The 26239-nt window shown below is 59.3% G+C and carries 27 protein-coding genes and 1 pseudogene; 18 read left to right on the plus strand and 10 right to left on the minus strand.

Features of this window, described 5'->3' with window-relative positions:
- Positions 1–29: 29 nt before the first annotated feature.
- A complete protein-coding gene (locus tag ABJO75_RS09580; protein ID WP_348129499.1) occupies positions 30–1622 on the minus strand; it encodes an ABC transporter substrate-binding protein in 1593 nt (530 codons plus the stop codon).
- Positions 1623–1873: 251 nt separating this feature from the next.
- On the opposite strand from ABJO75_RS09580, the gene ABJO75_RS09585 reads away from it, so the two are divergent.
- The 5 genes from ABJO75_RS09585 to ABJO75_RS09605 all read left to right on the plus strand — a co-directional run bounded on the left by ABJO75_RS09585 (position 1874) and on the right by ABJO75_RS09605 (position 7126).
- Positions 1874–2830 (plus strand): TAXI family TRAP transporter solute-binding subunit, encoded by a 957-nt coding sequence (locus ABJO75_RS09585; protein ID WP_348129502.1) that lies wholly within the window; start codon positions 1874–1876, stop codon positions 2828–2830.
- Between the two features lie 56 nt (positions 2831–2886).
- Positions 2887–4671 carry a TRAP transporter fused permease subunit gene (locus ABJO75_RS09590; protein WP_348129505.1) on the plus strand — a complete coding sequence of 595 codons (1785 nt, stop codon included), beginning with the start codon at positions 2887–2889 and terminating at the stop codon, positions 4669–4671.
- 139 nt (positions 4672–4810) lie between these two features.
- Positions 4811–5788: an ABC transporter substrate-binding protein gene (locus tag ABJO75_RS09595; RefSeq protein WP_348129508.1), complete on the plus strand. Its 978-nt coding sequence runs from the start codon at positions 4811–4813 to the stop codon at positions 5786–5788.
- Positions 5789–5792: 4 nt separating this feature from the next.
- Positions 5793–6530 (plus strand): ABC transporter permease, encoded by a 738-nt coding sequence (locus ABJO75_RS09600; protein ID WP_348129511.1) that lies wholly within the window; start codon positions 5793–5795, stop codon positions 6528–6530.
- Positions 6527–7126 carry an ATP-binding cassette domain-containing protein gene (locus ABJO75_RS09605; RefSeq protein WP_348129513.1) on the plus strand — a complete coding sequence of 200 codons (600 nt, stop codon included), beginning with the start codon at positions 6527–6529 and terminating at the stop codon, positions 7124–7126. Before ABJO75_RS09600 ends, ABJO75_RS09605 begins: the two co-directional genes overlap by 4 nt.
- Here the strand turns inward: ABJO75_RS09605 and metG are convergent.
- From metG to ABJO75_RS09620, 3 genes are all read right to left on the minus strand, one after another.
- Positions 7109–8827, minus strand: coding sequence for a methionine--tRNA ligase (metG, locus tag ABJO75_RS09610; protein WP_348129516.1), 1719 nt, complete (start codon positions 8825–8827; stop codon positions 7109–7111). The two genes, ABJO75_RS09605 and metG, sit on opposite strands and share 18 nt — an antisense overlap.
- An 80-nt stretch (positions 8828–8907) precedes the next feature.
- The gene (locus tag ABJO75_RS09615) at positions 8908–10131 is read right to left on the minus strand and encodes an MFS transporter (protein ID WP_348129519.1); all 1224 of its coding nucleotides are present in this window, start codon (positions 10129–10131) and stop codon (positions 8908–8910) included.
- 86 nt (positions 10132–10217) lie between these two features.
- Positions 10218–10817: a YceI family protein gene (locus tag ABJO75_RS09620; RefSeq protein WP_348129522.1), complete on the minus strand. Its 600-nt coding sequence runs from the start codon at positions 10815–10817 to the stop codon at positions 10218–10220.
- 148 nt (positions 10818–10965) lie between these two features.
- On the opposite strand from ABJO75_RS09620, the gene ABJO75_RS09625 reads away from it, so the two are divergent.
- Complete coding sequence (locus ABJO75_RS09625; protein ID WP_348129525.1) at positions 10966–12012, plus strand: aldo/keto reductase; 1047 nt, start codon at positions 10966–10968, stop codon at positions 12010–12012.
- A gap of 27 nt (positions 12013–12039) precedes the next feature.
- Here ABJO75_RS09625 and ABJO75_RS09630 read toward each other — a convergent pair whose 3' ends face one another.
- Positions 12040–13017 carry a GlxA family transcriptional regulator gene (locus tag ABJO75_RS09630; protein ID WP_348129528.1) on the minus strand — a complete coding sequence of 326 codons (978 nt, stop codon included), beginning with the start codon at positions 13015–13017 and terminating at the stop codon, positions 12040–12042.
- Between the two features lie 78 nt (positions 13018–13095).
- On the opposite strand from ABJO75_RS09630, the gene ABJO75_RS09635 reads away from it, so the two are divergent.
- The 3 genes from ABJO75_RS09635 (at position 13096) to ABJO75_RS09645 (ending at position 16229) form a co-directional block, all read left to right on the plus strand.
- Positions 13096–14007, plus strand: coding sequence for a 3-keto-5-aminohexanoate cleavage protein (locus tag ABJO75_RS09635; RefSeq protein WP_348129531.1), 912 nt, complete (start codon positions 13096–13098; stop codon positions 14005–14007).
- A complete protein-coding gene (locus tag ABJO75_RS09640; protein ID WP_348129533.1) occupies positions 14004–14585 on the plus strand; it encodes a lipocalin family protein in 582 nt (193 codons plus the stop codon). The genes ABJO75_RS09635 and ABJO75_RS09640 overlap by 4 nt, the downstream gene beginning before the upstream one ends.
- Before the next feature lie 171 nt (positions 14586–14756).
- Positions 14757–16229 carry a carnitine 3-dehydrogenase gene (locus ABJO75_RS09645; RefSeq protein ID WP_348129536.1) on the plus strand — a complete coding sequence of 491 codons (1473 nt, stop codon included), beginning with the start codon at positions 14757–14759 and terminating at the stop codon, positions 16227–16229.
- 130 nt (positions 16230–16359) lie between these two features.
- Here the strand turns inward: ABJO75_RS09645 and ABJO75_RS09650 are convergent, their stop codons facing one another.
- Positions 16360–17220, minus strand: coding sequence for a helix-turn-helix transcriptional regulator (locus ABJO75_RS09650; RefSeq protein ID WP_348129539.1), 861 nt, complete (start codon positions 17218–17220; stop codon positions 16360–16362).
- A 105-nt stretch (positions 17221–17325) separates the two neighbouring features.
- On the opposite strand from ABJO75_RS09650, the gene ABJO75_RS09655 reads away from it, so the two are divergent.
- From ABJO75_RS09655 to ABJO75_RS09665, 3 genes are read left to right on the plus strand one after another with little or no spacing between them, the layout of a single operon-like run.
- Entirely contained in the window at positions 17326–17529 is a 204-nt protein-coding gene (locus ABJO75_RS09655) for a DUF2061 domain-containing protein (RefSeq protein ID WP_348129542.1), read from the plus strand.
- Positions 17522–18418 carry a fatty acid desaturase gene (locus tag ABJO75_RS09660; protein WP_348129545.1) on the plus strand — a complete coding sequence of 299 codons (897 nt, stop codon included), beginning with the start codon at positions 17522–17524 and terminating at the stop codon, positions 18416–18418. Before ABJO75_RS09655 ends, ABJO75_RS09660 begins: the two co-directional genes overlap by 8 nt.
- Before the next feature lie 19 nt (positions 18419–18437).
- Complete coding sequence (locus tag ABJO75_RS09665) at positions 18438–19340, plus strand: DMT family transporter (RefSeq protein ID WP_348129548.1); 903 nt, start codon at positions 18438–18440, stop codon at positions 19338–19340.
- A gap of 168 nt (positions 19341–19508) precedes the next feature.
- Here the strand turns inward: ABJO75_RS09665 and ABJO75_RS09670 are convergent, their stop codons facing one another.
- Together ABJO75_RS09670 and ABJO75_RS09675 are read right to left on the minus strand one after the other, a co-directional pair.
- Positions 19509–20210 (minus strand): NUDIX domain-containing protein, encoded by a 702-nt coding sequence (locus tag ABJO75_RS09670; RefSeq protein ID WP_348129550.1) that lies wholly within the window; start codon positions 20208–20210, stop codon positions 19509–19511.
- Between the two features lie 33 nt (positions 20211–20243).
- Positions 20244–20642 carry a DUF983 domain-containing protein gene (locus tag ABJO75_RS09675; protein ID WP_348129553.1) on the minus strand — a complete coding sequence of 133 codons (399 nt, stop codon included), beginning with the start codon at positions 20640–20642 and terminating at the stop codon, positions 20244–20246.
- A gap of 224 nt (positions 20643–20866) precedes the next feature.
- Here ABJO75_RS09675 and ABJO75_RS09680 point away from each other — a divergent pair, with 224 nt between their 5' ends.
- The 4 genes from ABJO75_RS09680 to ABJO75_RS09695 are packed head-to-tail and all read left to right on the plus strand — an operon-like array spanning position 20867 to position 22818.
- Positions 20867–21337 carry an EF-hand domain-containing protein gene (locus ABJO75_RS09680; protein ID WP_348129555.1) on the plus strand — a complete coding sequence of 157 codons (471 nt, stop codon included), beginning with the start codon at positions 20867–20869 and terminating at the stop codon, positions 21335–21337.
- A gap of 52 nt (positions 21338–21389) precedes the next feature.
- Positions 21390–21971 (plus strand): RNA polymerase sigma factor, encoded by a 582-nt coding sequence (locus ABJO75_RS09685; protein WP_348129558.1) that lies wholly within the window; start codon positions 21390–21392, stop codon positions 21969–21971.
- Positions 21964–22317: a hypothetical protein gene (locus ABJO75_RS09690; protein ID WP_348129561.1), complete on the plus strand. Its 354-nt coding sequence runs from the start codon at positions 21964–21966 to the stop codon at positions 22315–22317. The genes ABJO75_RS09685 and ABJO75_RS09690 overlap by 8 nt, the downstream gene beginning before the upstream one ends.
- Complete coding sequence (locus ABJO75_RS09695; RefSeq protein WP_348129564.1) at positions 22318–22818, plus strand: periplasmic heavy metal sensor; 501 nt, start codon at positions 22318–22320, stop codon at positions 22816–22818.
- Between the two features lie 174 nt (positions 22819–22992).
- Here ABJO75_RS09695 and ABJO75_RS09700 read toward each other — a convergent pair.
- Positions 22993–23765: pseudogene (locus ABJO75_RS09700) on the minus strand (DUF932 domain-containing protein); the annotation flags it as partial.
- Between the two features lie 366 nt (positions 23766–24131).
- Here ABJO75_RS09700 and ABJO75_RS09705 point away from each other — a divergent pair.
- Positions 24132–24638 carry a hypothetical protein gene (locus ABJO75_RS09705; RefSeq protein ID WP_348129566.1) on the plus strand — a complete coding sequence of 169 codons (507 nt, stop codon included), beginning with the start codon at positions 24132–24134 and terminating at the stop codon, positions 24636–24638.
- 97 nt (positions 24639–24735) lie between these two features.
- Here the strand turns inward: ABJO75_RS09705 and ABJO75_RS09710 are convergent, their stop codons facing one another.
- Positions 24736–25137, minus strand: coding sequence for a hypothetical protein (locus ABJO75_RS09710; RefSeq protein ID WP_348129569.1), 402 nt, complete (start codon positions 25135–25137; stop codon positions 24736–24738).
- Between the two features lie 101 nt (positions 25138–25238).
- Between ABJO75_RS09710 and dusA the strand changes: the two genes are divergently transcribed.
- Positions 25239–26237 (plus strand): tRNA dihydrouridine(20/20a) synthase DusA, encoded by a 999-nt coding sequence (gene dusA, locus ABJO75_RS09715; protein WP_348129571.1) that lies wholly within the window; start codon positions 25239–25241, stop codon positions 26235–26237.
- Positions 26238–26239: the final 2 nt, after the last annotated feature.

Here is a 26239-nt window from a genome sequence, read left to right on the forward strand (position 1 = left end):
CGGCCCGCATGGGGCCGCCCCGGAACGTATCAGTTGGACAGGCCAACCTGATTGAAGATGTGGCCACCCAGCGGGTGAACGACATAGCCATCAACCTCGGGCCGCATCGGCATATAGACGACCGAATGCGCGATGGTTGCCCAAGGCGCTTGCTCCTTAAAGATCACCTGCGCCTCTTCATAGAGCGGCTGGCGCTCTTCCTGAGTCGGCAGCACCTTGGCTTGCTGGATCACTTCCTCGAACGGCTCATAGCACCAGTTGGCCCGGTTCGAATTCTCCAGACCGTCACAGCCCAGCAGCACGGCGAGGAAGTTATCCGGATCGCCATTGTCACCGGTCCAGCCGAGCAGTACCGCGCCATCACGGTCCAACTCACGGCTACGCGACAGGTACTCGCCCCATTCATAGGACACAATTTCCACTTCGACACCGATCTTGGCGAAATCCGCCTGCATCAGTTCGGCCATGCGTCGCGCATTGGGGTTATAGGGCCTCTGCACCGGCATCGCCCAGATTTTCATCTTCAGATCCGTTACACCCTCGGCCTCCAGCATCGCCTTGGCGGCTTCGGGATCAAAAGCATCGTCCTCAATGGCGTCGTTATACGACCACATGGTCGGTGGCAGTGGGTTCTTGGCGATCTCACCTGAGCCCTGGAACACCACATCGATGATCGACTGTTTGTCGATCGCCATGTTCAATGCCTTGCGTACCTTCGGGTTGTCATAGGGCGGAACCAGCGTGTTATAGGCTAGGTAGCCGACGTTCAGGCCTTCCTGCTCCATCACTACGATGTCTTCGTTGGCTTGCATGTCTGCGATGTCGGCAGGGTTCGGATATGCCATTACGTGACATTCACCGGCCTGCACCTTTTGATATCGCACGCTGGCATCAGGCGTGATCGCAAAGATCAGTGCTTCTACCTTGGCCGGGTCACCCCAGTAGTCGTCATTGCGCAGGTAACGGATGACCGCGTCTTTCTGATAGGCTTGGAAGGTGAACGGGCCGGTGCCGATGGGCGCTTGGTTGACCATTTCGGGCGTCCCCGCTTCCATCATCGCGTCGGCATATTCGGCCGATACGATTGACGCGAAATCCATTGCCATGTTGGCAATGATCGGCGCTTCGGGACGGGTCAGGTTGAATTGGACCGTATAGTCGTCGACTTTCTCGATTGACTCGATCAAATCGGGCATCGACATACTGCCGTAATATTCCCATGTGCCGCCGGAAACCATGTGATAGGCGTTCTCTTCATTGCCCTGACGGTCGAACGAAAAGATCACATCATCCGCATTGAAATCGCGAGTCGGTGTGAAGTTGTCGTTGCTGTGGAATTTGACACCCTGACGCAGTTTGAACGTCACCGTCATGCCGTCGTCGGACACTTCCCAGCTTTCAGCAAGGCCTGGAATGACTTCGGTGGTGCCGACCTTGAACTCGACCAGACGGTTGTAGATCGGGTGGCTTGAAGCGTCAAAGGTTGTCCCGGCGGTATAGAGTGCGGGGTCGAATCCTTCTGGCGAGCCTTCAGAGCAATAGACCAGCGCCTGTGCCGAGACCGACCCGGCACTCAGCGCCAGCGCTGTCGCACCGGCCGCCAAGTAAGATTTGAGTGTCATGAAATTCTCCCAATTTCAGTGTTTTTGTCGTCGGCGCCATGCGCCAAGCGGCTCTGCGGCCACTACGTAGCGGGCAGCCTGCCACCGAATGCAGCATATGAAAAGGGTCGACCAAAGGTCAGCACGAGAATTCTTGCGATCCGCCCGCGTTTGCAGTTGGTCGCGCGAAACCGCGGTTGGCACATGTGATTTCGGCTCGACCCTTCTTCGCAGCCTGATAGAAGAACGATCAGATCAACGGGAGGAAAGTCATGATCAATCTCAAATTGCCGCTGGTTACAGCCGCGGTCGTTGCCAGTCTCGCATTGCCTGCGCTGGCCGAAACGCGCGTGACCTATAAATCTGCGAAAACTGCGTCATCCTATTATCAGATGGGCGTTCAGATCGCCGAGGCGATGAAGGCAGGCTCGGATGGGGACATCATCGTCACCGTCGAGGAAAGCCAAGGGTCCGTTCAAAACGTGATGGAAGTGCGTGCGCGCGGTGGCGACTATGTCTTTACCACGCCGCCGGTTTTGGTGGAGCTCGCCCAAGGTGGCAAGGCGATGTTCGAGGGCAAGGGCGACCCTGCATTCGACGAGATTCGCGCGCTGTTCCCAATCCCCTCGCTGACGATGCATTTTGTTATGTCAGAAGACTCTGGCGTTACGGATTTCGCGGGCATGGAAGGCAAGACCATCCTGCTTGGCAAAGGCTCTTTTGGCGCGCGGGAAGGGGAAAAGTATCTCGGGCTGTTCGGGCTTGAGGGCAAGGTTGAAATCGCGGACGTGGAACTTTCCGGTGCGGTGCCTGCCTTGAAGAACGGCCAGATCGACGGATTTGTGACCGCAGGGTCCTGGCCCGCACCCAACGTGATCGAGGCGGCAGCGTCGACCGGGGTACGCGTACTGTCGCTGTCCGATGAGGAGATCGCCGCGACCAAACGTGCCAAGCTGGTGATCCCGGCGGGTGCCTATACCGGACAGACCGAGGATATCACCACCACATCGCTGCCGGTTGCGGCATTCACCACAACCAAGATGGATGACGATACCGCCTATGCGCTGACCAAGACATTTTGGGAGAGCAAGGCCAAGATGGGTGCAGACGCGGCGTGGTGGAACGGTGTCGATCAGGCGCTGATGGCCAACATCACTGGTAAAATCCATCCCGGAGCACAGCGGTACTATGCCGAGGCCGGGATTGAACTGACCGACGCGCAGAAATAGTCGTTTGTTGCGCAACCGGCCGGGCAGGACTGCCCGGTCTTTCAAGAGGGTGAGACATGACCGATACCGCAGACGCACCGCTGCTGAGCTCTTTCTGGCTGACGCTTGCGGCGGCGATGGTGGCGTTTCATCTCGGGCTGATCTTTTGGGGGCTGGTGCCCAATCTGGTCAGCCGTCCTTTGCATCTCGCCTTTGTGCTGCCCTGGGTGTTTGTCTTTGGCGCAAAGACGAAATTCCAATCGGTTAGCGGGTTGATCCTTGCCGCATTTGGCGTCTCGGCGGCGTTGTGGATCGCAGTCAACCACGAGACGCTTGGCGATCAATACGGGTTTCTCGAAAACAATTTTCAGGTCGCGGTCGCTGTCGTTCTTCTGACCTGCGTGGTCGAGGCCGCGCGCCGTGCCATCGGTTGGCCCTTGCCGCTGGTTGCGGTGCTGGCGCTCGCCTATGCGTTGCTGGGCCAATACATTCCCGGCGAGTTCGGCCATTCCGGCACGCCGCTCTACAGTTTCCTCGGGACCATGACCATTGCCGAAGGTGGCATCTGGGGCAGCCTCACTGCCGTGTCCGTCGGCGTGGTGTCTATCTTTGTCATCTTTGGCGCGGTGCTGAACGCAGGCGAGGCAGGGCAGGGTTTCATGAACGTCGCCTCGGCCGCCGCCGGTCGGCTCAAAGGCGGTGCGGCCAAGGTCTCGGTGATCTCCTCGGCCTTGTTTGGATCGATCTCGGGGTCTGCCTCGGCGAATGTGGCCTCGACCGGTGCAATCACGCTGCCTGCAATGACCCGGCTGGGCTATCCCAAGCGACTTGCGGCGGCGGTTGAGGCGGTGGCCAGTTCCGGCGGGCAGATCATGCCACCCCTCATGGGGGCGGGGGCGTTTGTCATGGTTGAACTGACTGGCATTCCCTATACTGGCATCATGGCCGCCGCGATTCTGCCCGCGCTGCTCTATTTCTTTGCGGTCTGGGTTGGGATCAACGCCTATGCCGGGCGCTTTGATCTGCGCAGCATCGACAAGGCGGACCAACCGGGGCGGCGCGATGTGCTGATCACCTCGGCGTTCTTTTTGGTGCCGTTCTCGGTGCTGCTCTGGGGCATGTTCGGGGCTGGTTTCACCCCGCAATACGCCGCTTGCCTGTCGATACTGGCGGGTGCAATCCTGCTGTTCTTCAATCGCACCGGCCGGTTTGACGGGGCGCTGGTGGCCGAGCGGATGTCGTCAGCCTTGCTGAACGCCGCGCGCCAGATTGCGATGATTGCATCGATCATCTTTTGCGCCTCGATCATCATCGGGGTGCTGTCGATCACAGGGCTTGGGGTCAAGATCACCTCGCTGATCCTGTCTGCGTCGGGTGGGATTCTGTGGCCGTCGCTCCTGCTGACTGCGCTGGCCTGTCTGGTGCTCGGAATGGAGGTGCCGACAACGGCGGCCTATGTGATCTGTGTTTCCGTGGCTGGCCCCGCACTGATCCAACAGGGGCTCGAGCCACTGCAGGCGCATCTTTTCGTGTTCTGGTTCGCGCTGCTCTCGACCATCACGCCGCCGGTCTGCGGTGCGGTGTTCATCGCTGCGGGGATGATTGGGGAGAGCTGGGTCAAGGTGGCGCTGACGGCGATGGCACTTGGCGTCGGATTGTATGTGATCCCGCTGGCGATGATCGCCAACCCGAACCTCTTGCGCATCGCCGATGCCCCGCTGTTGGCGCTGTTTGCTTTGTGTCGTGTCGCGATCGGTTTGGGATTGCTCAGCTATGGTCTGATCGGCGCGCGAGGATTCCTGAGCAAAGGCGCGTTGGGAGTGACGGGGCTCGCAATTGCCATGTCAGGTGTCGTGATCTGAACGCCAGCGGCACCAGAGAATACGCCTTTGGTCCCGGTTTTGTGACACTCGTGGATGCGGCAGGATCGCTGCGCGAACCACGTGCGGCTGGTTGCAAGAAACGGCGTGGCTGTTTCGATAGAGGTATCGGGGGAATAGGATGAATTTTTTCAGATGGTTTGGTGGCGCCTTTGCGTTGTGCTGGGCGGTTCTTGGCACTGCCCTGTCAGCGCAAGAGATGCCCGTCGTCCGGGTTGCGGTTCTGCAAATTGGGACGGTCAATTGGGAACTCGACACCATCCAGGGCAACGGGTTCGACATTGCCAACGGGTTCGAGCTTGCAGCCTTGCCCTATGCGGATAACGGCGCCACGCGGGTGGCGTTTGAGGGGGGCGATGCGGATGTTGCCGTGGTCGATTGGATCTGGGCCGCGCGGCAACGGGCGGCTGGCAAGGAGTACGTGTTCATTCCCTATTCCAAGGCGGTCGGCGGGTTGGTTGTGCCCGGAGATAGCTCGGCGCAAAGCCTGACAGATTTGGCAGGTGGCAAGATCGGTATTGCTGGCGGACCTCTGGATAAAAGCTGGCTGATCCTGCAAGCCTATGCCGAGCAGGAATTCGGCATGGATCTGACGGAAGACACCGAGCAGGTCTATGGTGCGCCGCCGTTGATCTATAAAACCGCGCTGGCTGGGGATATGGCGGGCGCGATCAATTTCTGGCATTTTCTGGCCAAGATGAAAGCCGCCGGAATGCGCGAACTGCTCTCGGTTGCCGAGGCCTCACAGGCGCTTGGTCTGGACCCGGATGTGCCGTTGCTCGGCTATGTGATGAAAGAGAGCTATTTGGCCGAGCATCCGGATATGGCGAAATCATTCTATGCCGCGACACGTGCCTCCAAGGCTTTGCTGGCCGGGGACGATGATGCGTGGGAGCCGTTGCGCGAGCGGATGAACGTGCGTTCCCAGGCGGAGTTTCATACGCTGCGCGATGATTTCCGTGCGGGTATTCCGTCAGATGGCCCGATCAACGAGGCCAGCGCCGACAAGCTTCTGCAGTTGATGGCAGAACTGGGTGGCGAAAAGCTGGTGGGCAAGGCCACGACCCTGCCGCCGGGGCTGTTCGTGGAGTTCCAATGACACCGTGATCGTCCGCCTTTCGTCTTTGCTCGGTCTGCTGGCCCTTTGGATCATCGCCGCATGGTTGGGCAATGATCCCGAAGTGCTGCCGATGCCAGGCGCGCTGCTGGCCCCGTTTTGGACGGAACTGACATCCGGTCCGCTCCTCTATCATCTGGCGATGACGCTGATCCGGGTGATCTGGGCCTTTGTGCTGGCGATGTCCGTTGGGTTGGTTCTTGGCCTTGTCATGGGGATCTTTCCCAAGGTCGACAAATGGCTGGACCCGTGGTTGGTGGTCTTCCTGAACCTGCCTGCGCTGGTCCTGATCGTGCTGTGTTACCTTTGGATCGGCTTGAACGAAACCGCCGCGATCCTTGCCGTTACACTCAACAAGATTCCCAACGTGACCACGATCATCCGCGAAGGCGCGCGGGCGCTGGACCCTGATCTGAGGGCGATGGCGCAGGTCTACAGGATGCCTCGGCGCAGCTATTTGCAGCATGTAGTGCTGCCACAGCTTGCGCCGTTCATTGCGGCGGCTGCGCGGTCCGGTGTGGCGGTGATCTGGAAGATTGTTCTGGTCGCGGAGTTTCTTGGCCGGTCCAGCGGCATCGGGTTTCAAATACACCTGTATTTCCAACTGTTCGACGTGACGCATGTGCTGATCTATGCGCTGTCGTTCATCGCGGTAATGCTGGCGGTCGAATGGCTGCTGTTGCAACCGTGGGAGCGCCGGGCCCGTCGCTGGAGGGACGCATGATTGAGGTGGAGCTACAGTCCAAACGGTTCGGCGACACCGAAGTGCTGCGCGACATTCGCTTTGCTGTTGAGGCCGGGGAGACCGTGGCGTTGCAGGGGCCGTCGGGTATTGGCAAGACGACCCTCTTGCGGCTGATTGCGGGGATCGACGATGCGTTCGACGGGCGTATCGCCCGGCCCGACCGACTGGCGATGGTGTTTCAGGAACCAACGCTGCTGCCGTGGCGCAGCGTGATCCAGAACATTATGCTGGTACATCCCGATCTGGGAGAAGACTCAGCGCGCGCGGCGCTGGATCGGGTTGGCATCAGTGCAAAGGCGGATCTGTTTCCCGGGCAGATGTCATTGGGCCAGCAACGCCGCCTTGCATTGGCACGGGCCTTTGCAGCGCAGCCAAAGGCGCTGATACTGGACGAACCGTTTGTGTCGCTGGATCCCGAGCTCGCGCAAGAGATGCTGGAACTGGCGCGCAGCCTGATCCACGAGGTCAGACCTGCCACGATATTCGTAACCCATTCCCGTGAAGAGGCTGCGAGCCTGAGTGATCGGGTATTAAAGCTGGGCGGTCAGCCCGCGACGTTAGTCGCGAACCCCTGAAAATCGCGCTTCCCATTCTTCGCGTTGTTCATCGGTGATCTTGGCGAACAGAACCTCGGGCACGGTAAAGGCGTGACCACCCGGCAGGGCTGACAGGGCGGCGGCTACATCGTCCGGCCAAGTGTCATCCTCGGTTAGCATCGCCGCCAGCATCCGGGCGCTGGTATCCGGGATGAACGGGGCGCTGAGCACCGCGTAGAGACGGACCAGGTTCAGCCCCAAACGAACTTGTGCGGCGGCGCGGTCTGGATCGGTCTTGAACACGGTCCAAGGGGCATTGTTCTGCAGGTATTCGTTCCCGGCAACCCAGATCGCGCGCAGTTCCTGCGCAGATTTGCGAACCTCCATCGCCTCCATGTGGCCTTCATAGGCACGGACGCGCGTGGTCAGGTCTGCAATCAGGGTTTCTTCGTCCGGGCCATAGCTGCCAGCCTCGGGCACAGCTTCGCCGAATTTGCTGCGGCAGAATTTGGTGATGCGGCTGACAAAGTTGCCCAGAACATCGGCGAGATCCTTGTTCGCCGACTGCTGGAAGTTTTCCCAACTGAATTCGCTGTCGCTGCTTTCGGGTGCATGGCTCAACAGCCACCAGCGCCAGTAGTCTGCGGGCAGCAGTTGGAGCGCTTGATCCATGAACACGCCACGCCCTTGCGAGGTCGAGAACTGGCCACCTTCGTAGTTCAGGTAGTTGAAGGATTTCAGGTGGTCGACCATTTTCCATGGCTCGCCCGACCCAAGGATCGTGGCCGGAAAGCTGAGGGTGTGAAACGGTACGTTGTCCTTGCCCATGAACTGGACGTACTGGACATCGTCCGCGCCTTTGTCGGTGCGCCACCAGCGTTCCCAATCTGCGTCGGTCTTGCCATTGGCCTCGGCCCATTCGGCGGCGCAGGCGATGTATTCGATGGGGGCGTCAAACCAGACGTAGAACACCTTGCCTTCCATCCCCGGCCAGTCCGCATCGCCGTTTTTGACCGGAATGCCCCAGTCCAGATCGCGGGTGATCCCCCGGTCCTTGAGGCCATCGCCATCATGCAGCCATTTCTTGGCAATCGAGGTGGTCAGGATCGGCCAGTCGGTCTTGCTGTCGATCCATTTGTCCAGATCGTCCTTAAGCTTGGATTGGCACAGATACAGATGCTTTGTCTCGCGCACCTCAAGATCGGTCGAACCGGACACCGCACTGCGCGGATCAATCAGGTCGGTTGGGTCAAGCTGTTTGGTGCAGTTCTCACATTGATCGCCGCGCGCCTTGTCATACCCGCAATTGGGGCAGGTGCCTTCGATATAGCGATCGGGCAAAAAGCGGCCATCGGCGTTGGAGTAGACCTGTTTTTCCGATACTTCGCGGATCAGACCGTTTTCGGCCAGCTTTCCTGCAAAATGCTGGGTGAGCCTGTGGTTCTGCGGGCTGGATGACCGTCCGAAATGATCAAAGCTGAGGCCGAAGTTCTCGGCGATCCCGGCCTGTATCCCGTGCATCTCGGCGCAATACTCGGCGACCGGCTTTCCGGCCTTGGCAGCGGCCAGTTCGGCAGGGGTTCCGTGTTCATCCGTGGCGCAGAGAAACATCACTTCGTTGCCCCGACAGCGCATGTAGCGAGCATAGAGATCTGCGGGCAGCTGGCTGCCGATCAGGTTGCCCAGATGTTTGATCCCGTTGATGTAGGGAATCGCCGAGGTGATGAGTATGCGTGCCATTTTTCCGTCCGCGCTGTGTTGCGCGCTGTGTAGCGCAGGGTAGCGTGGGCGTCACCCCGTCTTTTGCGCAGGGATGAGCATCAGCGCCGGTCTCGCTGGCGGCGGAACAACCGGCCGACGGTAAACGACGTGCGCGGCATGTAGACATAGGGGGTCTTGGTCTCGCTCGTCGGGCGCATCCGCATCCGTGTCAGGCCAAACACGACAAGGATGACATGGCCGACCGCGATCATGGTGAACATCGCATGCGGCCCGTACAGCCCAATCAAGAGCGAAGCCACAGAAGGTGCGGCGATCGCCCCAAGCGCAAAAAAGAACATCAGCGCGGCGGACAGTTCGACACGTTGTTCGCTTTTGGCAAAGTCATGGGCGTGGGCGGCGGCGACCGAATAGATCGGAAAGGTTGTCGCGCCAAAGATAAAGGCGCTGACCATCACACCGGTCTGCCCAAACCCTGGTGCGCCCATCGTCAGACCGGAACTGACAATTGCGGCAACCGACAACCAGATAAGCACCCACCGACGATCGAACCGGTCAGCAAGCCAGCCTACGGGGTATTGGGCAAGCGCGCCGCCCAGCACGAAGGTCGCAAGGAACCAGCCGATCTGTCCCGCAGACAACCCCACTTCCTGACCGTAGACAGGCCCGATCATGCGAAAGCTGGCCGAGGACAGCGCAGCCACAACCACACCCGCTGCCGCAAGCGGGGACATCTGGATGGCGAGCATCGGGCGCAGACGCGGTGCTTTTGGTGTTTCGGGCTGTCTCGCAGTTGTGAGCGTCAGTGGCAGCAAGGCGGCACAACAGAGAATTGCCAAGATGTTGTAGCTGACATAGCTGGCCGGGCTGAGCACCCCGATCATGAGTTGCGCGATGAGCGAGCCGCTCATGTCGACGACGCGGTAAATGCCCATGGTGCGCCCGCGGCTTTCGTTGGTGACCTTGGCCTGCAGCCATGCCTCGATGACCGTGTAACAGCCTGCAACGCACAGCCCTGACATCACCCGCATCACGCTCCAAGCGTAGGGGTTTATGATCAGCATATGGGCGAGCAACCCGATGGCTCCGGCGGCGGTAAAGGCGGCAAAGGCCCGCGAGTGGCCGACGCTGCCCATAAGGCGAGGCGCCCACCAGCACCCGATGAAAAAGCCCAGGAAATGCGCCGAGCCAAGCAGGCCGATTTCCGTTGTCGAAAAGGCAAGCTGAATGCCTGACAACGCATCCAGCGGTCCCACGCCGCCCGAAGACATCTGAAGCAGGAGAACAGAGAGAAACAGGGCGGCAAAGGAAATTAACAGGCGCATGATGGGATCAATCTGACTGGATGGGCAATCGGGGCTTGGCTTTTCTCGACAAGACGATGTCGCTTTTGCGAGGTGTCGGCCCTTGGCTATGCTTTGGCTGCAACGACCGCAAGTATGTCAAGCTCAACGATGTCGGCGACAAGGTCCGCAAACCCCGTTGCGCCAAACGCCGCGCGGCTGACCGCGCCGTCAAGCCGCACGGTCAGATTGCTGAGATCATCCACAGCACTTCCCGGTGCACGCAACACATTTGCGTTCAGCGTGATCGGTCGGGTTATTCCTCGTAGGGTAAGCAGACCAGCTATGCTAGCCCCGTCTGACAGCCTGCCATCGCTGGCCAGCGTAATGGCTTGCGAGACAAAGCGGATGGTCGGAAACTGTTTCGCATCAAGAACCTCGGTGCTGACCAGCGCGTCGGTTGCGAAGAACAAAGCGGTTTTGGCCTTGGCCACATTCAACGTCACATCGACCTGCGACGCCGCCAGATTAGCCGGATCGATGATGATTTGCGCGGCTTGCACAGGCATGGAGCCTTGTATCGGAACCCCGCTCAGCAAAAATCGGAACCCGACATTGGAGTCCTTTTCGCTCAGGGTGTAACCGGTCGGCGCTGCATGTGCCGGGGACAGGCCAAGGCCAAGGCACCCCAAGCCGATCAGCACGCTCCTTCGGGTCGGGTCAAACATATGCGTCTCCTGATCCGACCATAGGGGCATACGATCTTGAAGCGAGTGAAGAAATGGAGTCTCTGCGGATCGTGAACAGGCCGGGAACTGATTTGCCAATCGTGGGTCAATCGTTAGGTTGCGGTACAACCAAGCAAGGAAATTCACAATGAAAATGAATCCCCTGGGCCGCACCGGTCTGACCGTCTCCGAGCTTTGTCTTGGTACAATGACCTTCGGCACACAGACCGACGAGGCCGAGTCGCACGCCCAGATCGACAGTGCGCTTGCGGCGGGCATCAATTTCATCGACACCGCCGAGATGTATCCGGTCAATCCTGTGCGTGCCGAAACCGTGGGGCGGACCGAAGAGATCATCGGCAACTGGATTGCGGCCAACCCAGCACGGCGCTCAGAGTTCGTTCTAGCAACCAAGCACTCGGGCGAGGGGCTGGGTCATGTCCGCGAGGGGGCTCCGATATCGTCGAAGACGATCCCTGCCACCATCGAAGGCAACCTGCGACGGTTGCAGACCGACTATATCGATCTTTACCAGTTTCACTGGCCCAACCGGGGCAGCTATATGTTCCGCAAGAACTGGACCTATGACCCATCCGGGCAGAACCGCACGGAGACGCTTGCGAATATCGAGGATTGCCTCGAAGCCCTGCAGCAGCAGGTCGACAAGGGGAACATCCGGCATTTCGGGCTGAGCAACGAAAGCGCCTGGGGCACGGCCCAATGGCTGCGCGTGTCCGAAGAGCGGGGCTGGCCCCGTGTCGCGTCGATCCAGAACGAATATTCTTTGCTGTGTCGTCTGTACGATACCGATCTGGCGGAGTTGAGCGTGAACGAAGATGTCGGTCTGCTGTCGTTTTCACCTCTGGCGGCCGGGCTATTGACCGGAAAATACGCGGATGGTTTGGTGCCGGAGGGATCGCGCAAATCTTTGGTCTCAAATTTGGGCGGGCGGGATACGCCGCGCGCGCACCAAGCGGTGGCTGCCTATCTGGCGATTGCAGAGCGTCACGGGTTGGACCCGGTACATATGGCGCTGGCATGGTGCCGGACGCGACCGTTCATGACCTCGGCGATCTTTGGCGCGACTCATCTTGATCAGCTCGACCATATCTACGGTTCGATTGATGTAACGCTGAGTGACGAAGTGTTGGACGAAATCGACAGCGCGCACCGGGCGCATCCGATGCCCTATTGATCCGGTTGCATTGAACCGCGGAACGGATCAGGCACCGTTTCGTTGCACCCGCCGGATGGCGCGGGCGGATTGGCCATGTGCCAGCTGAAAGGCGCGGGCAAAAGCAGCGGCTGATCCAAACCCGGTCGCAAGGGCCACATCCAGCAGGGGCATATCCGTATCACGCACCAGCCGCATCGCTTCGGCAAGACGCAATGACAGGTAGTGCGCCTTTGGCGTGGTATTCAGGCGTGCGCGAAACAGCGTCTGCAATGTGCGCGGGCTGGTGCCTGTCTGGCGCGCCAGTTCCGGGATCGTCAGCGGCGTATCCAGCGTTTGCTCCATCAGCGCGCTGACCCGCGCGGTCAGGGCGGTATGCCCGGGATTGCCGCTCCGGCTCTGGGTACGGGAGGGGTCGGGCGCGCTGTCGTAGATGAAGGCGCCGGCAACGCGCGCCGCGAGTGCATCACCATAGCGGCATTTGATCAGGTGCAGCATCATGTCGATCGCGGGCGTCGCGCCGCCACTTGTCATGCGGGTGCGATCAACGTGAAACCTGTTTCGTACCGTGGTTATGTCGGGAAAGCGCGAGGCAAATGTTTCTAAATCTTCCCAGTGGGTTGTGGCGGTGAAATGATCCAGAACTCCAGCTTCTGCCATAAGCCATGGACCCCCATCAATTCCGGCCAACGTCGCCCCGGTGGCGGCAATCCGACGTAATCCGGCCCGCAAGGCGGGCGTGTCATGGGTGTGCAGCCTGAACCCGGCGATTACGATGAGAAGATCACAACGCTGAAGCCGGCTGAGCGCTTGGCCCGGCACGGCCAGCCCGCTGGTCAGCAGCGCCGAGTCGCCAGTGGCTGTGACATACTGCCAGTCAAACAGACGCCGCCCGGACATCCTGTTGGCGGCGCGCATCGGGTCAACACCCGCTGCAAAGCTGAGTGTGTTGCTGTCATCCAGTACCAGCACGGCAACGTTCAGAGGACGTGACGATGCCTCAAATATGTTTTTCGCGGATTTCATCAAGAATATTACATAAATAGTAAACTCTACTCTGCCAAGTCGCGTCATGTTCGGGCCAGCAAACAGGAGGATCAGCCGATGCCGTTGGACATGAACAAAGAGGTGTTCATCACCTGTGCCGTGACCGGCTCGGGCGGGACCCAGGATCGCAGCCCGCATGTGCCGCGCAGCCCCAAACAGATCGCCGAAAGCGCGATTGCCGCGGCAAAGGCAGGCGCCGCGATCGTGCATTGCCATGTACGTGACCCTGACAGCGGCGCGCCGAGCCGGGATCTCGCCTATTACCGGGAGGTGACAGAGCGTATTCGCGAGGCCGAGGTCGATGTCGTTCTGAACCTGACTGCTGGCATGGGCGGAGACATGGTGTTCGGCCCGACCGAAAGCCCATTGCCGTTGCAAGAGGCAGGCACCGACATGATAGGCGCCGCCGAGAGGGTGCAGCATGTCGCCGAATGCCTGCCAGAAATCTGCACGCTGGATTGCGGCACGATGAACTTTGCCGAATCCGATTACGTGATGACCAACACGCCGGGCATGTTGCAGGCGATGGGGCGCATGATGACGGCGCTTGGCGTCAAACCCGAGGTCGAGGCCTTTGACACCGGGCATTTGTGGTACGCCAAGCAGCTGGTTAAGGACGGTGTTCTTGACAGCCCGGCGCTGGTGCAGCTTTGCATGGGCGTGCCTTGGGGCGCGCCCGATGATCTGAACACGTTCATGGCGATGGTCAACAATGTGCCTGATGACTGGACCTTTTCGGCCTTTGCGCTTGGTCGCAACCAAATGGCCTATGTCGCTGCCGCCGTTCTGGCTGGAGGCAATGTGCGTGTCGGTCTGGAAGACAATCTGTGGCTGGACAAGGGCGTTCTGGCCGAAAACTGGCAACTGGTTGAACGGGCAGGGACGATCATCGAAAACATGGGCGCGCGCGTGATCGGTGCGGCAGAGGTCCGGGAGAAGCTGGGGCTGGTGAAACGGGCACCGGCGTGAACTCAGCATCCTTCCAATCGGCTGGTCATGGCGCTGCGTCCCGCAAGGTCGGGCGCCGTCTCGCTGTCGTCCTCGCAATTGTCGCGGGGCTGGCCGGGTGCGATACGACCGCCAGCTTTCGCGACACGTCAGCGCGCATATCCGCAACAACACGTTTTGACCCCGTCGAGATGCAAGGGCGTTGGGTTGTACGCGAGCGGGCCGCAGAAGCGCAGGACCCCCAGGCCACCGCCCCGGAGAGCTTTGAGTTTGGTGCCGTCGATGGCAGCCAGATCGCGGTGATCTGGTCGCATAGGGTCTGTGATGCCGCGAATTGCGTTGATTTGCGTACGCCCCTGACGGCGAAGGTTACCGGCCCCGGTCGTTTCGTGATGCCACGCGGCGAGGGGCCGCCGGTCGGACATTGGGTTCTGTGGACCGATGCGGATTATCGCGTTGCGGCCATTGGCACGCCTTCGGGTTCATTCGGATGGATCATGACAAAGGGCGAGGCACGTGCCGATCTGATGCAGGCGGCGCGGGAAATAATGGACTGGAGCGGGTATGACATAGCGCACCTTCAGGCGGTTCAAAAATGATGGGTCCTCTGTTGGTTGTCGCCTCAGCGGTGTGCTCTGTGGTCTGGCTGTTCATGATTTTCACCGGAAAGCAGCAGAGTGCGGTTTTCTCGGTTAGGTATGAAATATGGATGCTTGGCAGCCTGGGATTTGCAGCGTTGGCAGCAGTTTTTCTGAGAATAGGATTTTAAGATGAAAGCAGCGGCAATCATCGGTGGTGGTGTGATCGGCGGCGGATGGGCTGCGCGGTTCTTGCTCAATGGGTGGGACGTGCGAGTTTTCGATCCGGACCCGGAGGCAGAACGCAAAATCAACGAGGTACTGGCCAATGCGCGCCGCTCGCTACCGGGGTTGAGCGACGCGCCGCTGCCCGAGGAAGGACGCCTGACATTTCACGCGGATATGGCCGGTGCGGTTGCGGGCGCGGACTGGATACAGGAAAGCGTGCCCGAGCGGCTGGAGATCAAGCACAAGGTGTTTGCCGAGTTGCAGGCGGCCTGTGATCCCGGCGCGGTCATCGGTTCTTCTACCTCGGGCTTCAAGCCGAGCGAGTTGCAGGAGGGCGCCACGCGTCCCGGGCAGATCGTGGTGACGCATCCGTTCAACCCGGTCTACCTGTTGCCACTGATCGAACTGGTCACGACGCCAGTGAATGACGCAACGCTGGTGGCACGCGCCTCGGAAACCCTGACCGAGCTGGGCATGTACCCGTTGCATGTCAAAAAGGAGATCGACGCGCATATCGCCGACCGCTTCCTTGAGGCCGTGTGGCGCGAGGCGCTATGGTTGGTCAAGGATGGCATCGCCACCACCGAGGAGATCGACGAGGCGATCCGTATGGGGTTTGGCATCCGCTGGGCGCAGATGGGGCTGTTCGAGACCTATCGCGTGGCTGGAGGCGAGGCGGGTATGAAGCATTTCATGGCGCAGTTCGGACCTTGTTTGAAGTGGCCTTGGACCAAGCTGATGGATGTGCCGGAATTCACCGACGAGCTGGTCGATCTGATCGCCGATCAGTCGGACGCGCAATCGGGCGCTCATTCGATCCGCGAGCTCGAACGGATTCGGGATAACAATCTGGTGGCCATGATGCGGGCGCTGAAAGGGCAGGACTGGGGCGCAGGGGCGCTGTTGAACAAGCAGGATGCCCGCTTGCGCGCTGGCGGCCCGCTGACCGGTGGCGTGGACCAGATCGGCGACCTGTCGCAACCGATCCTGACCCTGTCACGGGCGGTGCCGCTGGACTGGACCGATTACAACGGTCACATGAATGAGGCCAAGTATCTTGAAGCCTTTGCCGCGTCCACGGACCGGTTCATGGAATTGATCGGCTGTGACGCGGACTATATCGCAACTGGTGGCAGCTATTTTACCGCAGAGACGCATATCCGCCACCTTGCGGAAGTGCACGCCGGCGCGCGCATTGCGGTCCGCACGCAGATGTTGGTGGGAGAAGGCAAGAAATTGCACCTGTTTCACAGCATGTATGAGGGGGATCAGCTGTTGGCGACGGGCGAGAGCTTTATGCTGCATGTCGATCTGAAAACCCGGCGCCCGTCACCGCCGGCGCCCGAAATCGAGGCGGCGATGCAACGGATCAGGTTTGCACAATCCGGTATGCCGTATCCGGAAGGTGCCGGGTTATCGATTCGCCGTCCTGGGTGATGAGTGGCTCGTGCGCTAGACGCCGCTGATATTCTGGCTAGGCAAACCGGTGCCCTGAGGGGGCTCTGCCCCCGCCGCCCTTGGGGCGGCTCCCCCGGAGTATTTTTACAAAGCTGAAATTGGGTGGGGGTCAGCTGATAGTCTGGCGCAGGTCTTGCAAGTGGCTGGACAGTTCGCGCGCTGACAGGGTTGCCTCGCGGACCAGCGTGTCGAAATGGCGTGTAAAGGTTTCGATCCGGTCGCGATCACGAAACGCGATATAGTGCCCGCCCGCATAAAACACGCAGAGCAGCGGGCCGAAAATTGTCAGTGGAGCGCTGTAGAGACGTTGTGCGTCAAAGAGATACAGGCGCAGGCGCGGGTAGAGTTGATCGCACAATTCGATAAAGCGATCCAGTTGGGCGAGGCGCAGATCAAGTGGCAATCCGGCGTAGTAACCGGTCCCCTCGACAAAGCTCTCGATTTCAAAACGGGGCATCGCGATTTCATAGTCAGATTGTGCGCTGCGCATCCATTTTAACCGGTCCTCGGACGCTCCGATGGCCTGGTCGGCTGTTCGCCCTAAATGTGGTGCGTATTCCCATTCAAGCAACGCGCGGGTCTTCAGCATATCGGGCAATGCAGCGGGTACGTGCCGGATCTTGTAGCCTGCGGCCTCGCGGTGCCAGTCAAAGATCCGTTGATCGACCAGTGCGCGCGGCGCCTCGCTGAGGCTCAAGCTGTTGGCAAGCAAATCTGCAGCGCTTTCGGGTCGGTCCGAAAGAGAAAGCAGCCAGTCCGCCGATACTCCAAGCGCTGCAGCGCACGCGCCGACGACATGGCCGTTGGGCAATCTGGCGCCTTCATCGGTCAGAAGTTGCGAGATGGTCGAGCGATCGACGCCGATATCGCGGGCCAGGGCGCTCTGACTTGTGTTGGTATCCCGCATCGCACGCGAGAGACGGGTCCGAAAGTGATCGGCGCGCAGGCGTTTGTCCATTTTTATCGTCATATGGTGAATAATATCACGATCGCTGATTAATGTTAATCAAATACAGAATTCTCACATAGTGGTCTGTGAACTACCAAAAACGTATCGATCGAGGAAAGGGAATATATGGAAACGCGGCGACGTTCGATCTTGAAGGCGGTGATCTGGAATTTGATGGGTCTGTCCGTGATGGCTATCGTGGGATTTGTCGTGACGGGATCCTTTGCTACGGGCGGAAGCATGGCCGTCGCGAACACGTTGATCGGCCTGACGATGTATGTGGTCTACGAGAGGTTCTGGGCCAGAATCCAATGGGGCCGTCATGTCTGATCAGGACCTGTCGCCGGGCCGGGTGGAATGGGTTACGCTGCTGCTGATCCTGCTGTGCTATGGGGCTTGGCTTGTCGCGCTGTTCTGGCTGCCGTTAGGAATAGGAGTGCTGACCGCGGGCGTGTTGATCGCGTTGCATGGCTCGCTGACGCATGAAGTTCTCCATGGTCACCCCTTTCGGTCCCGAGTTGCCAACGAACTCCTGATGGCGCTGCCGCTCAACCTGAGCATTCCATTCAATCGTTTCCGCGATCTGCATCTGGCGCATCACAGGGATTCGAACCTGACTGATCCCTATGATGATCCTGAAAGCAACTATCTTGACCCCACGGTCTGGAACACGCTGCCGCGGTGGCAGCAACTCGCCTGTCGCATGAACAACACGCTGTTGGGGCGGATCGTGATAGGGCCGGTGATCGGTCAAGCGATATTCATGCATGATGAGGTTCAGGGGGCCCTGCGCGGGGATCGGGCGATCTGGCTGGCATGGGGGCTGCACCTGATTGGCGCGATCGTCGTATTGTTAATCGTGGCAGCCTCGCCGATGCCGATTTGGGCCTATCTGATCTCGGCCTATCTGGGACTTGGCCTGCTTCGAATCCGCACCTTTCTCGAGCATCGGGCGCATGAACAGGTGCGAAGCCGCACGGTGATCGTCGAAGATCGTGGCATATTGGCGTTTCTATTTTTGAACAATAACCTACACGTCGTTCATCACATAAATCCAAAAGCTCCGTGGTATCGCCTCCCCGCGCTCTATCGTGATGGAAGGGAACGATACCTGACGATCAATGACGGGTATGTGTACCGCTCCTATGGCGAGGTGTTCTGCCGATATTTGTGGCGCGCCAAGGATCCGGTGGCACATCCGCTATGGCCCAACGACTGAAAACGCGTCAGTAGGGGGCATGAGCCTCTGGATTCCCGTCACACTTGCCGCCGCGGTATTTCAAACGCTGCGCTTCATGCTGCAAAAGAGCCTGAGCACAACGCAGTTGTCGCCGGCAGGCGCTACATTCGCCAGATTTGCGTATTCCGCACCGCTGATCCTTGCGCTGCTTGCAGTGTATCTAGTCGCTACCGGCCGCAGCCTACCAGCCTTGACGGTGAGCTTCTGGATATTCTCGGTCGTTGGCGGTATCGCGCAGATTCTCGCGACGATCTGCGTTGTGGCATTGTTCAAGCAACGTAACTTTGCGGTTGGAATTACCTTCAAGAAAACTGAGGTGATCCAGACCGCTCTTGTGGGCTTCATCGTGCTGGGCGAGGGTGTCAGCATGGGAGGGTTTGCAGCGATCCTGATCGGATTGCTTGCCGTACTCCTGCTGTCGCGGACGCCAGGGATCGAAGGCTCGTGGTTGCAGCATTTGACCAACCGTGCCTCTGTCCTCGGGCTGGGCTCTGGCGTTCTCTTTGCGTTTTCGGCGGTCACCTATCGTGGAGCGTCGTTGCAGTTGGGAGAGATTGAACCGGCGCTCAGAGCCGCGATCACGTTGGCCTGCGTTGTTTCGATCCAGACAGTGGTCATGGCAGTCTGGTTGGGACTCCGTGATCGGGATGAACTTCGTGCGGTCTGGTCCACAAGACGGGTGGCGGTTTGGGTCGGTGTCTTCAGCATGGCTGGGTCGTTCTGCTGGTTTCTGGCGTTCACGCTGCAAAACGCGGCCTACGTCAAGGCGCTCGGACAGATTGAATTGATCCTGAGCTTGCTTGCCTCAGTGCTGTTCTTTCGGGAAAAGATCAGCGGTCGCGAAATCGGAGGAATGGCACTTCTAGGCCTGTCGATCATCCTGCTTGTTCTAGCAATTTGAACCCGAGACAATCAGGGAAGCATAGCTGGCGCTGAGCCTCAACGGAGACTGGCACACCCTAAGAAACCATGGCCGTAGTGCGCCCAGCCCCACTTTCATCTTTGCAAGAATACTCCGGGGGAGTCGCCCTTGGGTGGCGGGGGCAGCGCCCCCTAGTGCTTCATACGTTCAGTCATGCTCCGGCATCGCATGGCCACGCAATCGCAGGAACAGGCTGGCTTCGTCGTTGTTGCGAAAATAGGGGACGCTGATGGGGGGCGTCGGATCGGTGACGCGGCCCTCGACCTCGGCCAGCACGACTTCGGTGATGAAAGGGAGGTCAAAGCTGCGCGCTTTGCTCAGCTTGATCCATTGCAGATGCGAAAGCTCGTCACAGGCATGGGTGAAATCGTCGAGATCACCCTGTATCTCGGTCGCGTCGACCAGAAAGAAGCGGGCATCGAACCGTCGTGGTCGGCCCGGTGGGGTCAGGGCGCGAAACACGAATTGCAGCGCGCCAGCGGCAGGGAGATGACTCGTGGCCGCAAAGGTTTGCCAATCGTCCGGTACGTCATCCGTCCACGATCCGGGGGTGCCCAGAACCAATCCGGTCTCTTCCCAAAGTTCCCGGATGGCGGCAGCGGCGAGGGCCTGCTGAAGCCCCTGTGGTGCGTTTTCGCAAAGGCGATCATGGCAAAGTTCAGGCAGGGGCGTCGCGAGCGGAACCGAGCCGTCCTCAGCATCCACAGCACCGCCTGGGAAAACGAACTTGTTTGGCATGAACGCCGCGTTGGCGCCGCGTTGACCCATCAGAATTGACGGGTCGTCCTCACGGTCGCGCAGAACGATCACCGTGGCGGCGTTGCGGATCGCGGATTTGTCGATGGTCATGTTCTCTCCTGCCGGTGCAGGGCGGGCCAACCCCTAGAACCCGTGCATGTGCCGGGCCCATTGGAAGCCGACAATTGCCCCTTTCAGTCGAGGCAGAAGATAGAGCGACAGCCCGACGCAGCCAACCGCAAATATGGTGAACAGTGTTAGCGGCTCTGGCCGCCACATCGTAAAGGTGAACAGCAACATTGGGGCCATGATATGCCCGACGATCAAGATCGTCAGATAGGCGGGACCATCGTCCGCCTGATGATGGTAGAGTTCTTCCCGACAGACCGTGCAGGTATCGTTAACCTTGAGGTAGCTGTGCAGCAGAGGTCCGCTGCCGCATTTCGGGCATTTGCCGCGCCATCCGCGCGCCAAGGCCGGCCACAGGTCGCGGTCGGATGTGTGTATGGCATCGGGTGCCATGTGTTGCGAATCTTCAGTCATTGATCTTTGATCTCCCACCGCCAAGATGGGCCTGAACGGCCGTCGGGAAAAGGGCACATGATACAGTTGCGTCGGGATGTCGCGACAGCCGCCAACGGGTGACGCCAGCGCGAGAAATCAGAAAATCCAAAAAAAATTTCAACATCAGCGACGGAATGCGCAACGTGCTGCGTTTTGAATGTATGGTTGACGGCACAACGCCGTCGCAATGAAGGAAGAAACAGATGAAACATACAGGCTTTATTGTTGCGATCGTTGCCAGCAGCATCGCATTGACCGCAGGCGCTGCATTGGCTCAAAAGCCCGGCGGCATGCAACGCGCTCCGATCTCGTTTGAGCAAGCGGATCAGGACGGCAACGGCGAAATCTCCAAAGAAGAATTTGCGTCGCGTCACGAGGCGCGCTTTAGCGAAACGGATGCCAACAGCGATGGTTCGCTCGATCGTGACGAATTGATGCTTTCCGGCGAGAAACGCCTCGAAGAACGCGTTGACGCCATGATCGAACGCTTTGATAAGAACGATGATGGGGTCCTGTCGCAGGACGAGATGCCAAAACCACGCGACTCCAAACGCGCTGACAAGTTCTTTGACCGGGCGGATCAGGATGACAACGGCAGCATCTCGAAGGCCGAGTTTGACGAGGCAGAGGAGCACATGGGCAAGCACCGTAAGAACAAGTCACACAAGAACTGAGTGAGTGCCCGAAGGCCGCTTCATATCGGGGGATCAGCGTAGGTCATCTGCGGTGACCCCCACCAGCGCCGCGCCATCGGATGACGCGCTGCTGACCCTGTTCGCCAATGGCGAACAGGCAGCGGCGCGTGAGCTGACCAATCGTCTGGCACCCCGTGCCTTTGGTGTGGCGATGCGCGTGCTTGCGGATCGAGCCGAGGCCGAAGATGTCGCCCAAGAGGCGATGGTGCGTTTGTGGCGCATGGCACCCGACTGGCAGCCGGGCACGGCCAAGGTCAGCACATGGCTCTATCGAGTGACGCTGAATCTGTGTCTGGATATCAAGCGCCGCCGGCGCGGGGGCATGGCGCGACTGGATGATGTGCCCGAGCCACCCGATCCGAGCGAGAGCGCCGCCGAGCATTTGCAGCAGGCCGCGCGCGTGGATGCGCTGCAATCAGCGTTGGCCACGCTTCCTGATCGGCAGCGCGAGGCTGTTGTACTTCGGCATCTCGAAGGGTTGTCGAATCCGGAGATCGCCGAGGTCATGGACATCAGCACAGAAGCGGTCGAGAGCCTGACCGCCCGTGGAAAACGAGCATTGAGCCGAGCCCTGGCAGGGCGACGAGATGAACTGGGGTATAGCGATGAATGACACAGACAAGGACCTGATTGATCTGGAGTTGTACTTTGACGCCGCCCGGCGTGAAGTGACCGACTTGCCCGACGGTTTGGCCGACAGGATCGTGGCGGATGCAATTGAAGTGCAAGACGGCTGGCAGACGCCAAAGCCGATCGCTCGACCGGGCGTCCTGCGTCAACTCTACGACATGCTCGGGGGTTGGCCGGCTTTGAGTGGGCTTGCGTCGGCCTGCGCAGCAGGTGTCTGGATTGGGTTTTCACCGCCATCGATCCTGCCTGATCCCGCGCAGTACATCATGGCCGACAGCACGTATTTTGATGATGACAGCTTGGTCGATGCGATGGCCGAGGAAGGATAGATGAGCATGGAACAGAACACTCCCGCCCCACGGCGCGGGTTGTCGCTTCGCCTCTTGCTGGGGGCGTCGCTTGCGCTCAACCTGTTGGTTGTTGGTCTGGCGATCGGGGCGGCACTGCGCTTTGGCGGACCAGAAGGCGCGCGACGCCCCTCACCGGTGCTGGGGGCGACGATGTACAGGGAATTGCCACGCGAGGATCGCCGGGCCGTTCGTGAGGCGATGCGAGATACGCCGCAGGATCGCGGACCAGATCGCAAGGCGACAACGCGAGAGGTCGCACAACTTTTGCGCGCAACGCCGTTTGACGCCGCGGCGCTCGAAACGTTGTTGCAGGAACATGCAGTGCGCCGCAGTGATTGGCAGTCTCTGGCGAACGCGGCGCTTCTTGAGCAGTTGGGCCAGATGAGCGAAGCGGAGCGAGCGGCATACGCAGATCGCATTGAGGACTCCCTTAGCCGAAAACGGAACACTGAAAAGACGCACAGCGAGAAGCGTGATTGAGTGGGGTCATTCTCCTGGGTGAGACCATAAAACGACCTAAAGAGTGGATGATCTGAGGCCGCGGAGGTTTAGATTCAGGACCCATCAGTCGGCTTGATACTGAGTTGTTCTCATGAATCGCGAACCCAAGCGAGTTGGGGTACTATGAGTAGTCTAATTTGGCTGAGAGAGCCGCAGACGACGCGCCTTCGCTTTCGAGAGCCCGCGTTTGCGCAGGAACTCCTGCCGGTCCTCGTCGGTCAGCGCGACGATCTTCTCGCGCACTGCGCGGATGCCGTCGATGAAAGGTGCGGGCGAGGACTAGGCGAAATGACTCAACGCCCCAGGGATTGCGGTTTGGCAGACCGCCCTAATTCAGAAGCTGGTGATGCCGAGCGTCTTCGCCCCAACCTCGGAATTCCAGCAGTAGAACCCCTGGAAATAGAGGTCAGGCAAGCTGACGGGCAGCCGCCTCGCCTCGATCGGGTTGAGGTCATCGACGAGGAACAAGAACACGTCACGGTCTGACGGCTATAGCGGCGTCGTTTCCTTCGCCACGTCCACGCGCGCGGTACAGTTGCCGGTGGACCAGTCAAGTACGCCCGACACCTTCCAGCGCGTGTCGCCAATGCCGGTGCCAGCGATGCGGTGGACTGCGGAGACGAGTTCGTGGTCGTAGGTGCGCCCATATTCAGGTCCTGTAACGGCGCGCAGTTCGGTGCGGCCATATTGCAGGTTTATCCCCGCCAGCGGCGCCGATAGGTCGCAGGTGTGCCGACGAGGCTATAGAGTCGGCCCAAAGACCAATGCGTCGGTGCAGTGGGTTCGACCGTGTCGGGCAGGATCCGCCCAAACTTCTTGGGGTCGTCCCAATGTGCCTCGAGCCGGATCGCGATACTTTCCACTGTGTGTGAGCGGCTTTGCTCAGCGCGACCTTTGACGGATGCGAAGAGATCGTCCAGCGACAGGTACCGCTCGTCACCCGGCCGCTAAAACCACTCGGACGACACACGATCCACATTCTCAGCGCGCGCCAGTTCTAGAGAGTGTCTTGCTACATGCTGTGGTAAAGCGTTCGCCGCCTAGTATAAATTACGTAGGTAGTACATGAGGCGAAAATGAAAAAAACTGGTTAAGAAAATTGGCGACGAGCCAATTGGCTTCTTGGATCTCTTTGTAGCGGTTATTGCGCTGGTGCCGAGCTATCTTTCCTTGATTGCCGATCAAAACTACCAGTTTTCGTTCCGCTGCACAGAAATCGGTTCAGAAGCGGAAGCCATCATCGTTGATGGTGGGGTACACAAGGGATTCGTGGCCGGTGCGACTTCAGCAATTTGGATGATCAAACCATTTCCATCAAGTCGTCCCATGCTTTCGCTAGCTTTGAGAACTTCTCTGATATTGCAATCGAGTTCCCGCGCCCTTTTGAAGCAGTGCCAATGGATGCGCAATTTCGCGTGCTCGCTAGAAATCAAGCATATGCTGTCGCGGCCGGTGAAACTCTGCTTTTTGACGAGTTCTACATGATTCCAATTGATCCGGATTGGGCCGAGAACCTGACGTTATGCCAGGATGTGGAATACAACACCGTTTCCACTTTCCAAGAACTCGCCAATTGCGTGCCTGATCTGAGAAGCGAGTGTTTTGACAGCTATTTGAGCGGTATGAATTTTTGGGCGGGTGCCGGTGGTCAGACACCCTATCGCGCTCTAGCGATAAGGTTGACACTCGGTGACAACACTTATGCTCGCGCTCCGTTGGAAACGGTTTGGTATTGGAGACCTCTACCAGATAGCAGTTTTGACGGATCGAACTGTCGGAATCCTGACAAAGCAAATTAGTCGACTTGTTGAGTTTGCCGCTTGAGCGGGATACGTGTCAGATCAACCGGTTCCGAAGAGATATCCAGTCCGTGCAAGGCCATTGCGTGCATTATGATCATCTTGATGAAGCCTGTTCAGGAGCCAAGCGGTATGGGACCGGAAATTTTTTTTTGGCGCGTTTGCGACCATGATCGATCAGCGTCGCAGGATCGATATGCCCTATCCGCTCGCTACCTAGGTCGTTCTTCAAAGTGGCCAGGGTCGCGGCCTTACTGCGGCGAGGTGGTTTTCCAACGGCGCACATGTCGTCTATACGCAGCGCGACGAGATCGCCAAACGTCGCAAGGCGGGCGGCGGAGGACTTGTTCGGTGACAGGCCCTGATCGACACGTGTCTCCGCCTTACGGGCCCATTTGTGGGCGTCGTCACGACGGTGAAAGGTCTTGCGGGCGTAGCGGCCTTTGCGTCTGATCTGGACCCGGTATCCACCGAAGGGAAGCTTGCTTATAGTGGCCATATCGTGTGCGTTTAGCATGCAATGAGTCGTCGAAAAGGGGCAAATCGGGGCGTATTCCTGCATCTAAAAATTGCCCCGCAACAGTTTGAATGTACAAAAGAATGAAAATAAGTCAGCATGCTAAGCTTTCTGTTGCCCCAATGATGGATTGGACGGACCAACATTGTCGGTATTTCCATCGGCTGCTTAGCCGCGATGCATTGCTTTTCACCGAAATGGTGACTGCTCCGGCCTTGGTGCGGGGGGGGGCATTGCATTTGTTGGAGTATAGCCCTGAGGAACATCCGGTGGCGCTTCAGCTTGGTGGATCGGACCCGACGGAACTCGCTCAGGCGGCTCGGCTGGGTGCGCAGGCAGGGTACGATGAGATCAACCTGAATGTCGGCTGCCCTTCGGATCGGGTGCAGTCGGGGGTGTTTGGGGCGGTGCTCATGTTGCAACCGGGTTTGGTGGCAGATTGCGTTGCCGCCATGCAAGACGCGGTGGATGTCGAGGTCACGGTGAAATGCCGCATCGGTGTGGACGATCAGGTTGTGGAAGACACGTTGCCGGCGTTTCTGGAGCGTATCCGCGATGCTGGCTGTCGCCGGGTGACGATCCATGCGCGTAAGGCGTGGCTGCAGGGACTCAGCCCAAAGGAGAACCGCGATATTCCGCCACTTGACTACGATCTTGTGCTGCGCATGAAACGGGACTCTCCCGATCTGCACATATCGATCAATGGCGGTATCACGACGCTGGATCAGGCGCGCACATTTCTGGATGCCGGGTTGGATGGTGTGATGATCGGGCGTGCGGCTTATCACGATCCAGCGACTGTTCTCGCTGCTGCGGACCCGGTCATTTTTGGCACCGGCACCCGTCGTGACCCTGCCGAGGTCGTTCATCTGATGATCCCCTATATTGAGGCGCATCTTTCGCAAGGCGGAAGATTGCACCAGATCAGCCGTCATATGCTGGGTCTGTTTTCCGGGCGTCCCGGCGCTCGGGCTTGGCGCAGGATGCTTTCCGAGGGCGCACACCGACCCAGAGCGGGGCCGGACTTGGTCCTCGCGGCGCTGGCGCAGGTGCCACAGGACGAGATCAGTCAGGCAGGGTAGGG

Origin of the sequence: Sedimentitalea sp., assembly GCF_039973035.1 — a bacterium.
Lineage (GTDB): Bacteria > Pseudomonadota > Alphaproteobacteria > Rhodobacterales > Rhodobacteraceae > Sedimentitalea.

What these genes read in the sequence shown, in the direction of transcription:
- ABJO75_RS09680 (WP_348129555.1), top strand. Translation starts at nt 20,867, where the DNA reads ATGAAACATACAGGCTTTATTGTTGCGATCGTTGCCAGCAGCATCGCA.
- metG (WP_348129516.1), bottom strand. Translation starts at nt 8,827, where the DNA reads ATGGCACGCATACTCATCACCTCGGCGATTCCCTACATCAACGGGATC.
- ABJO75_RS09670 (WP_348129550.1), bottom strand. Translation starts at nt 20,210, where the DNA reads ATGACCATCGACAAATCCGCGATCCGCAACGCCGCCACGGTGATCGTT.
- ABJO75_RS09625 (WP_348129525.1), top strand. Translation starts at nt 10,966, where the DNA reads ATGAAAATGAATCCCCTGGGCCGCACCGGTCTGACCGTCTCCGAGCTT.
- ABJO75_RS09580 (WP_348129499.1), bottom strand. Translation starts at nt 1,622, where the DNA reads ATGACACTCAAATCTTACTTGGCGGCCGGTGCGACAGCGCTGGCGCTG.
- ABJO75_RS09595 (WP_348129508.1), top strand. Translation starts at nt 4,811, where the DNA reads ATGAATTTTTTCAGATGGTTTGGTGGCGCCTTTGCGTTGTGCTGGGCG.
- ABJO75_RS09620 (WP_348129522.1), bottom strand. Translation starts at nt 10,817, where the DNA reads ATGTTTGACCCGACCCGAAGGAGCGTGCTGATCGGCTTGGGGTGCCTT.
- ABJO75_RS09615 (WP_348129519.1), bottom strand. Translation starts at nt 10,131, where the DNA reads ATGCGCCTGTTAATTTCCTTTGCCGCCCTGTTTCTCTCTGTTCTCCTG.
- ABJO75_RS09630 (WP_348129528.1), bottom strand. Translation starts at nt 13,017, where the DNA reads ATGAAATCCGCGAAAAACATATTTGAGGCATCGTCACGTCCTCTGAAC.
- ABJO75_RS09585 (WP_348129502.1), top strand. Translation starts at nt 1,874, where the DNA reads ATGATCAATCTCAAATTGCCGCTGGTTACAGCCGCGGTCGTTGCCAGT.
- ABJO75_RS09695 (WP_348129564.1), top strand. Translation starts at nt 22,318, where the DNA reads ATGAGCATGGAACAGAACACTCCCGCCCCACGGCGCGGGTTGTCGCTT.
- ABJO75_RS09590 (WP_348129505.1), top strand. Translation starts at nt 2,887, where the DNA reads ATGACCGATACCGCAGACGCACCGCTGCTGAGCTCTTTCTGGCTGACG.
- ABJO75_RS09665 (WP_348129548.1), top strand. Translation starts at nt 18,438, where the DNA reads ATGAGCCTCTGGATTCCCGTCACACTTGCCGCCGCGGTATTTCAAACG.
- ABJO75_RS09710 (WP_348129569.1), bottom strand. Translation starts at nt 25,137, where the DNA reads ATGGCCACTATAAGCAAGCTTCCCTTCGGTGGATACCGGGTCCAGATC.
- ABJO75_RS09635 (WP_348129531.1), top strand. Translation starts at nt 13,096, where the DNA reads ATGCCGTTGGACATGAACAAAGAGGTGTTCATCACCTGTGCCGTGACC.
- ABJO75_RS09650 (WP_348129539.1), bottom strand. Translation starts at nt 17,220, where the DNA reads ATGACGATAAAAATGGACAAACGCCTGCGCGCCGATCACTTTCGGACC.
- ABJO75_RS09660 (WP_348129545.1), top strand. Translation starts at nt 17,522, where the DNA reads ATGTCTGATCAGGACCTGTCGCCGGGCCGGGTGGAATGGGTTACGCTG.
- ABJO75_RS09605 (WP_348129513.1), top strand. Translation starts at nt 6,527, where the DNA reads ATGATTGAGGTGGAGCTACAGTCCAAACGGTTCGGCGACACCGAAGTG.
- ABJO75_RS09675 (WP_348129553.1), bottom strand. Translation starts at nt 20,642, where the DNA reads ATGACTGAAGATTCGCAACACATGGCACCCGATGCCATACACACATCC.
- ABJO75_RS09690 (WP_348129561.1), top strand. Translation starts at nt 21,964, where the DNA reads ATGAATGACACAGACAAGGACCTGATTGATCTGGAGTTGTACTTTGAC.
- ABJO75_RS09655 (WP_348129542.1), top strand. Translation starts at nt 17,326, where the DNA reads ATGGAAACGCGGCGACGTTCGATCTTGAAGGCGGTGATCTGGAATTTG.
- dusA (WP_348129571.1), top strand. Translation starts at nt 25,239, where the DNA reads ATGAAAATAAGTCAGCATGCTAAGCTTTCTGTTGCCCCAATGATGGAT.
- ABJO75_RS09645 (WP_348129536.1), top strand. Translation starts at nt 14,757, where the DNA reads ATGAAAGCAGCGGCAATCATCGGTGGTGGTGTGATCGGCGGCGGATGG.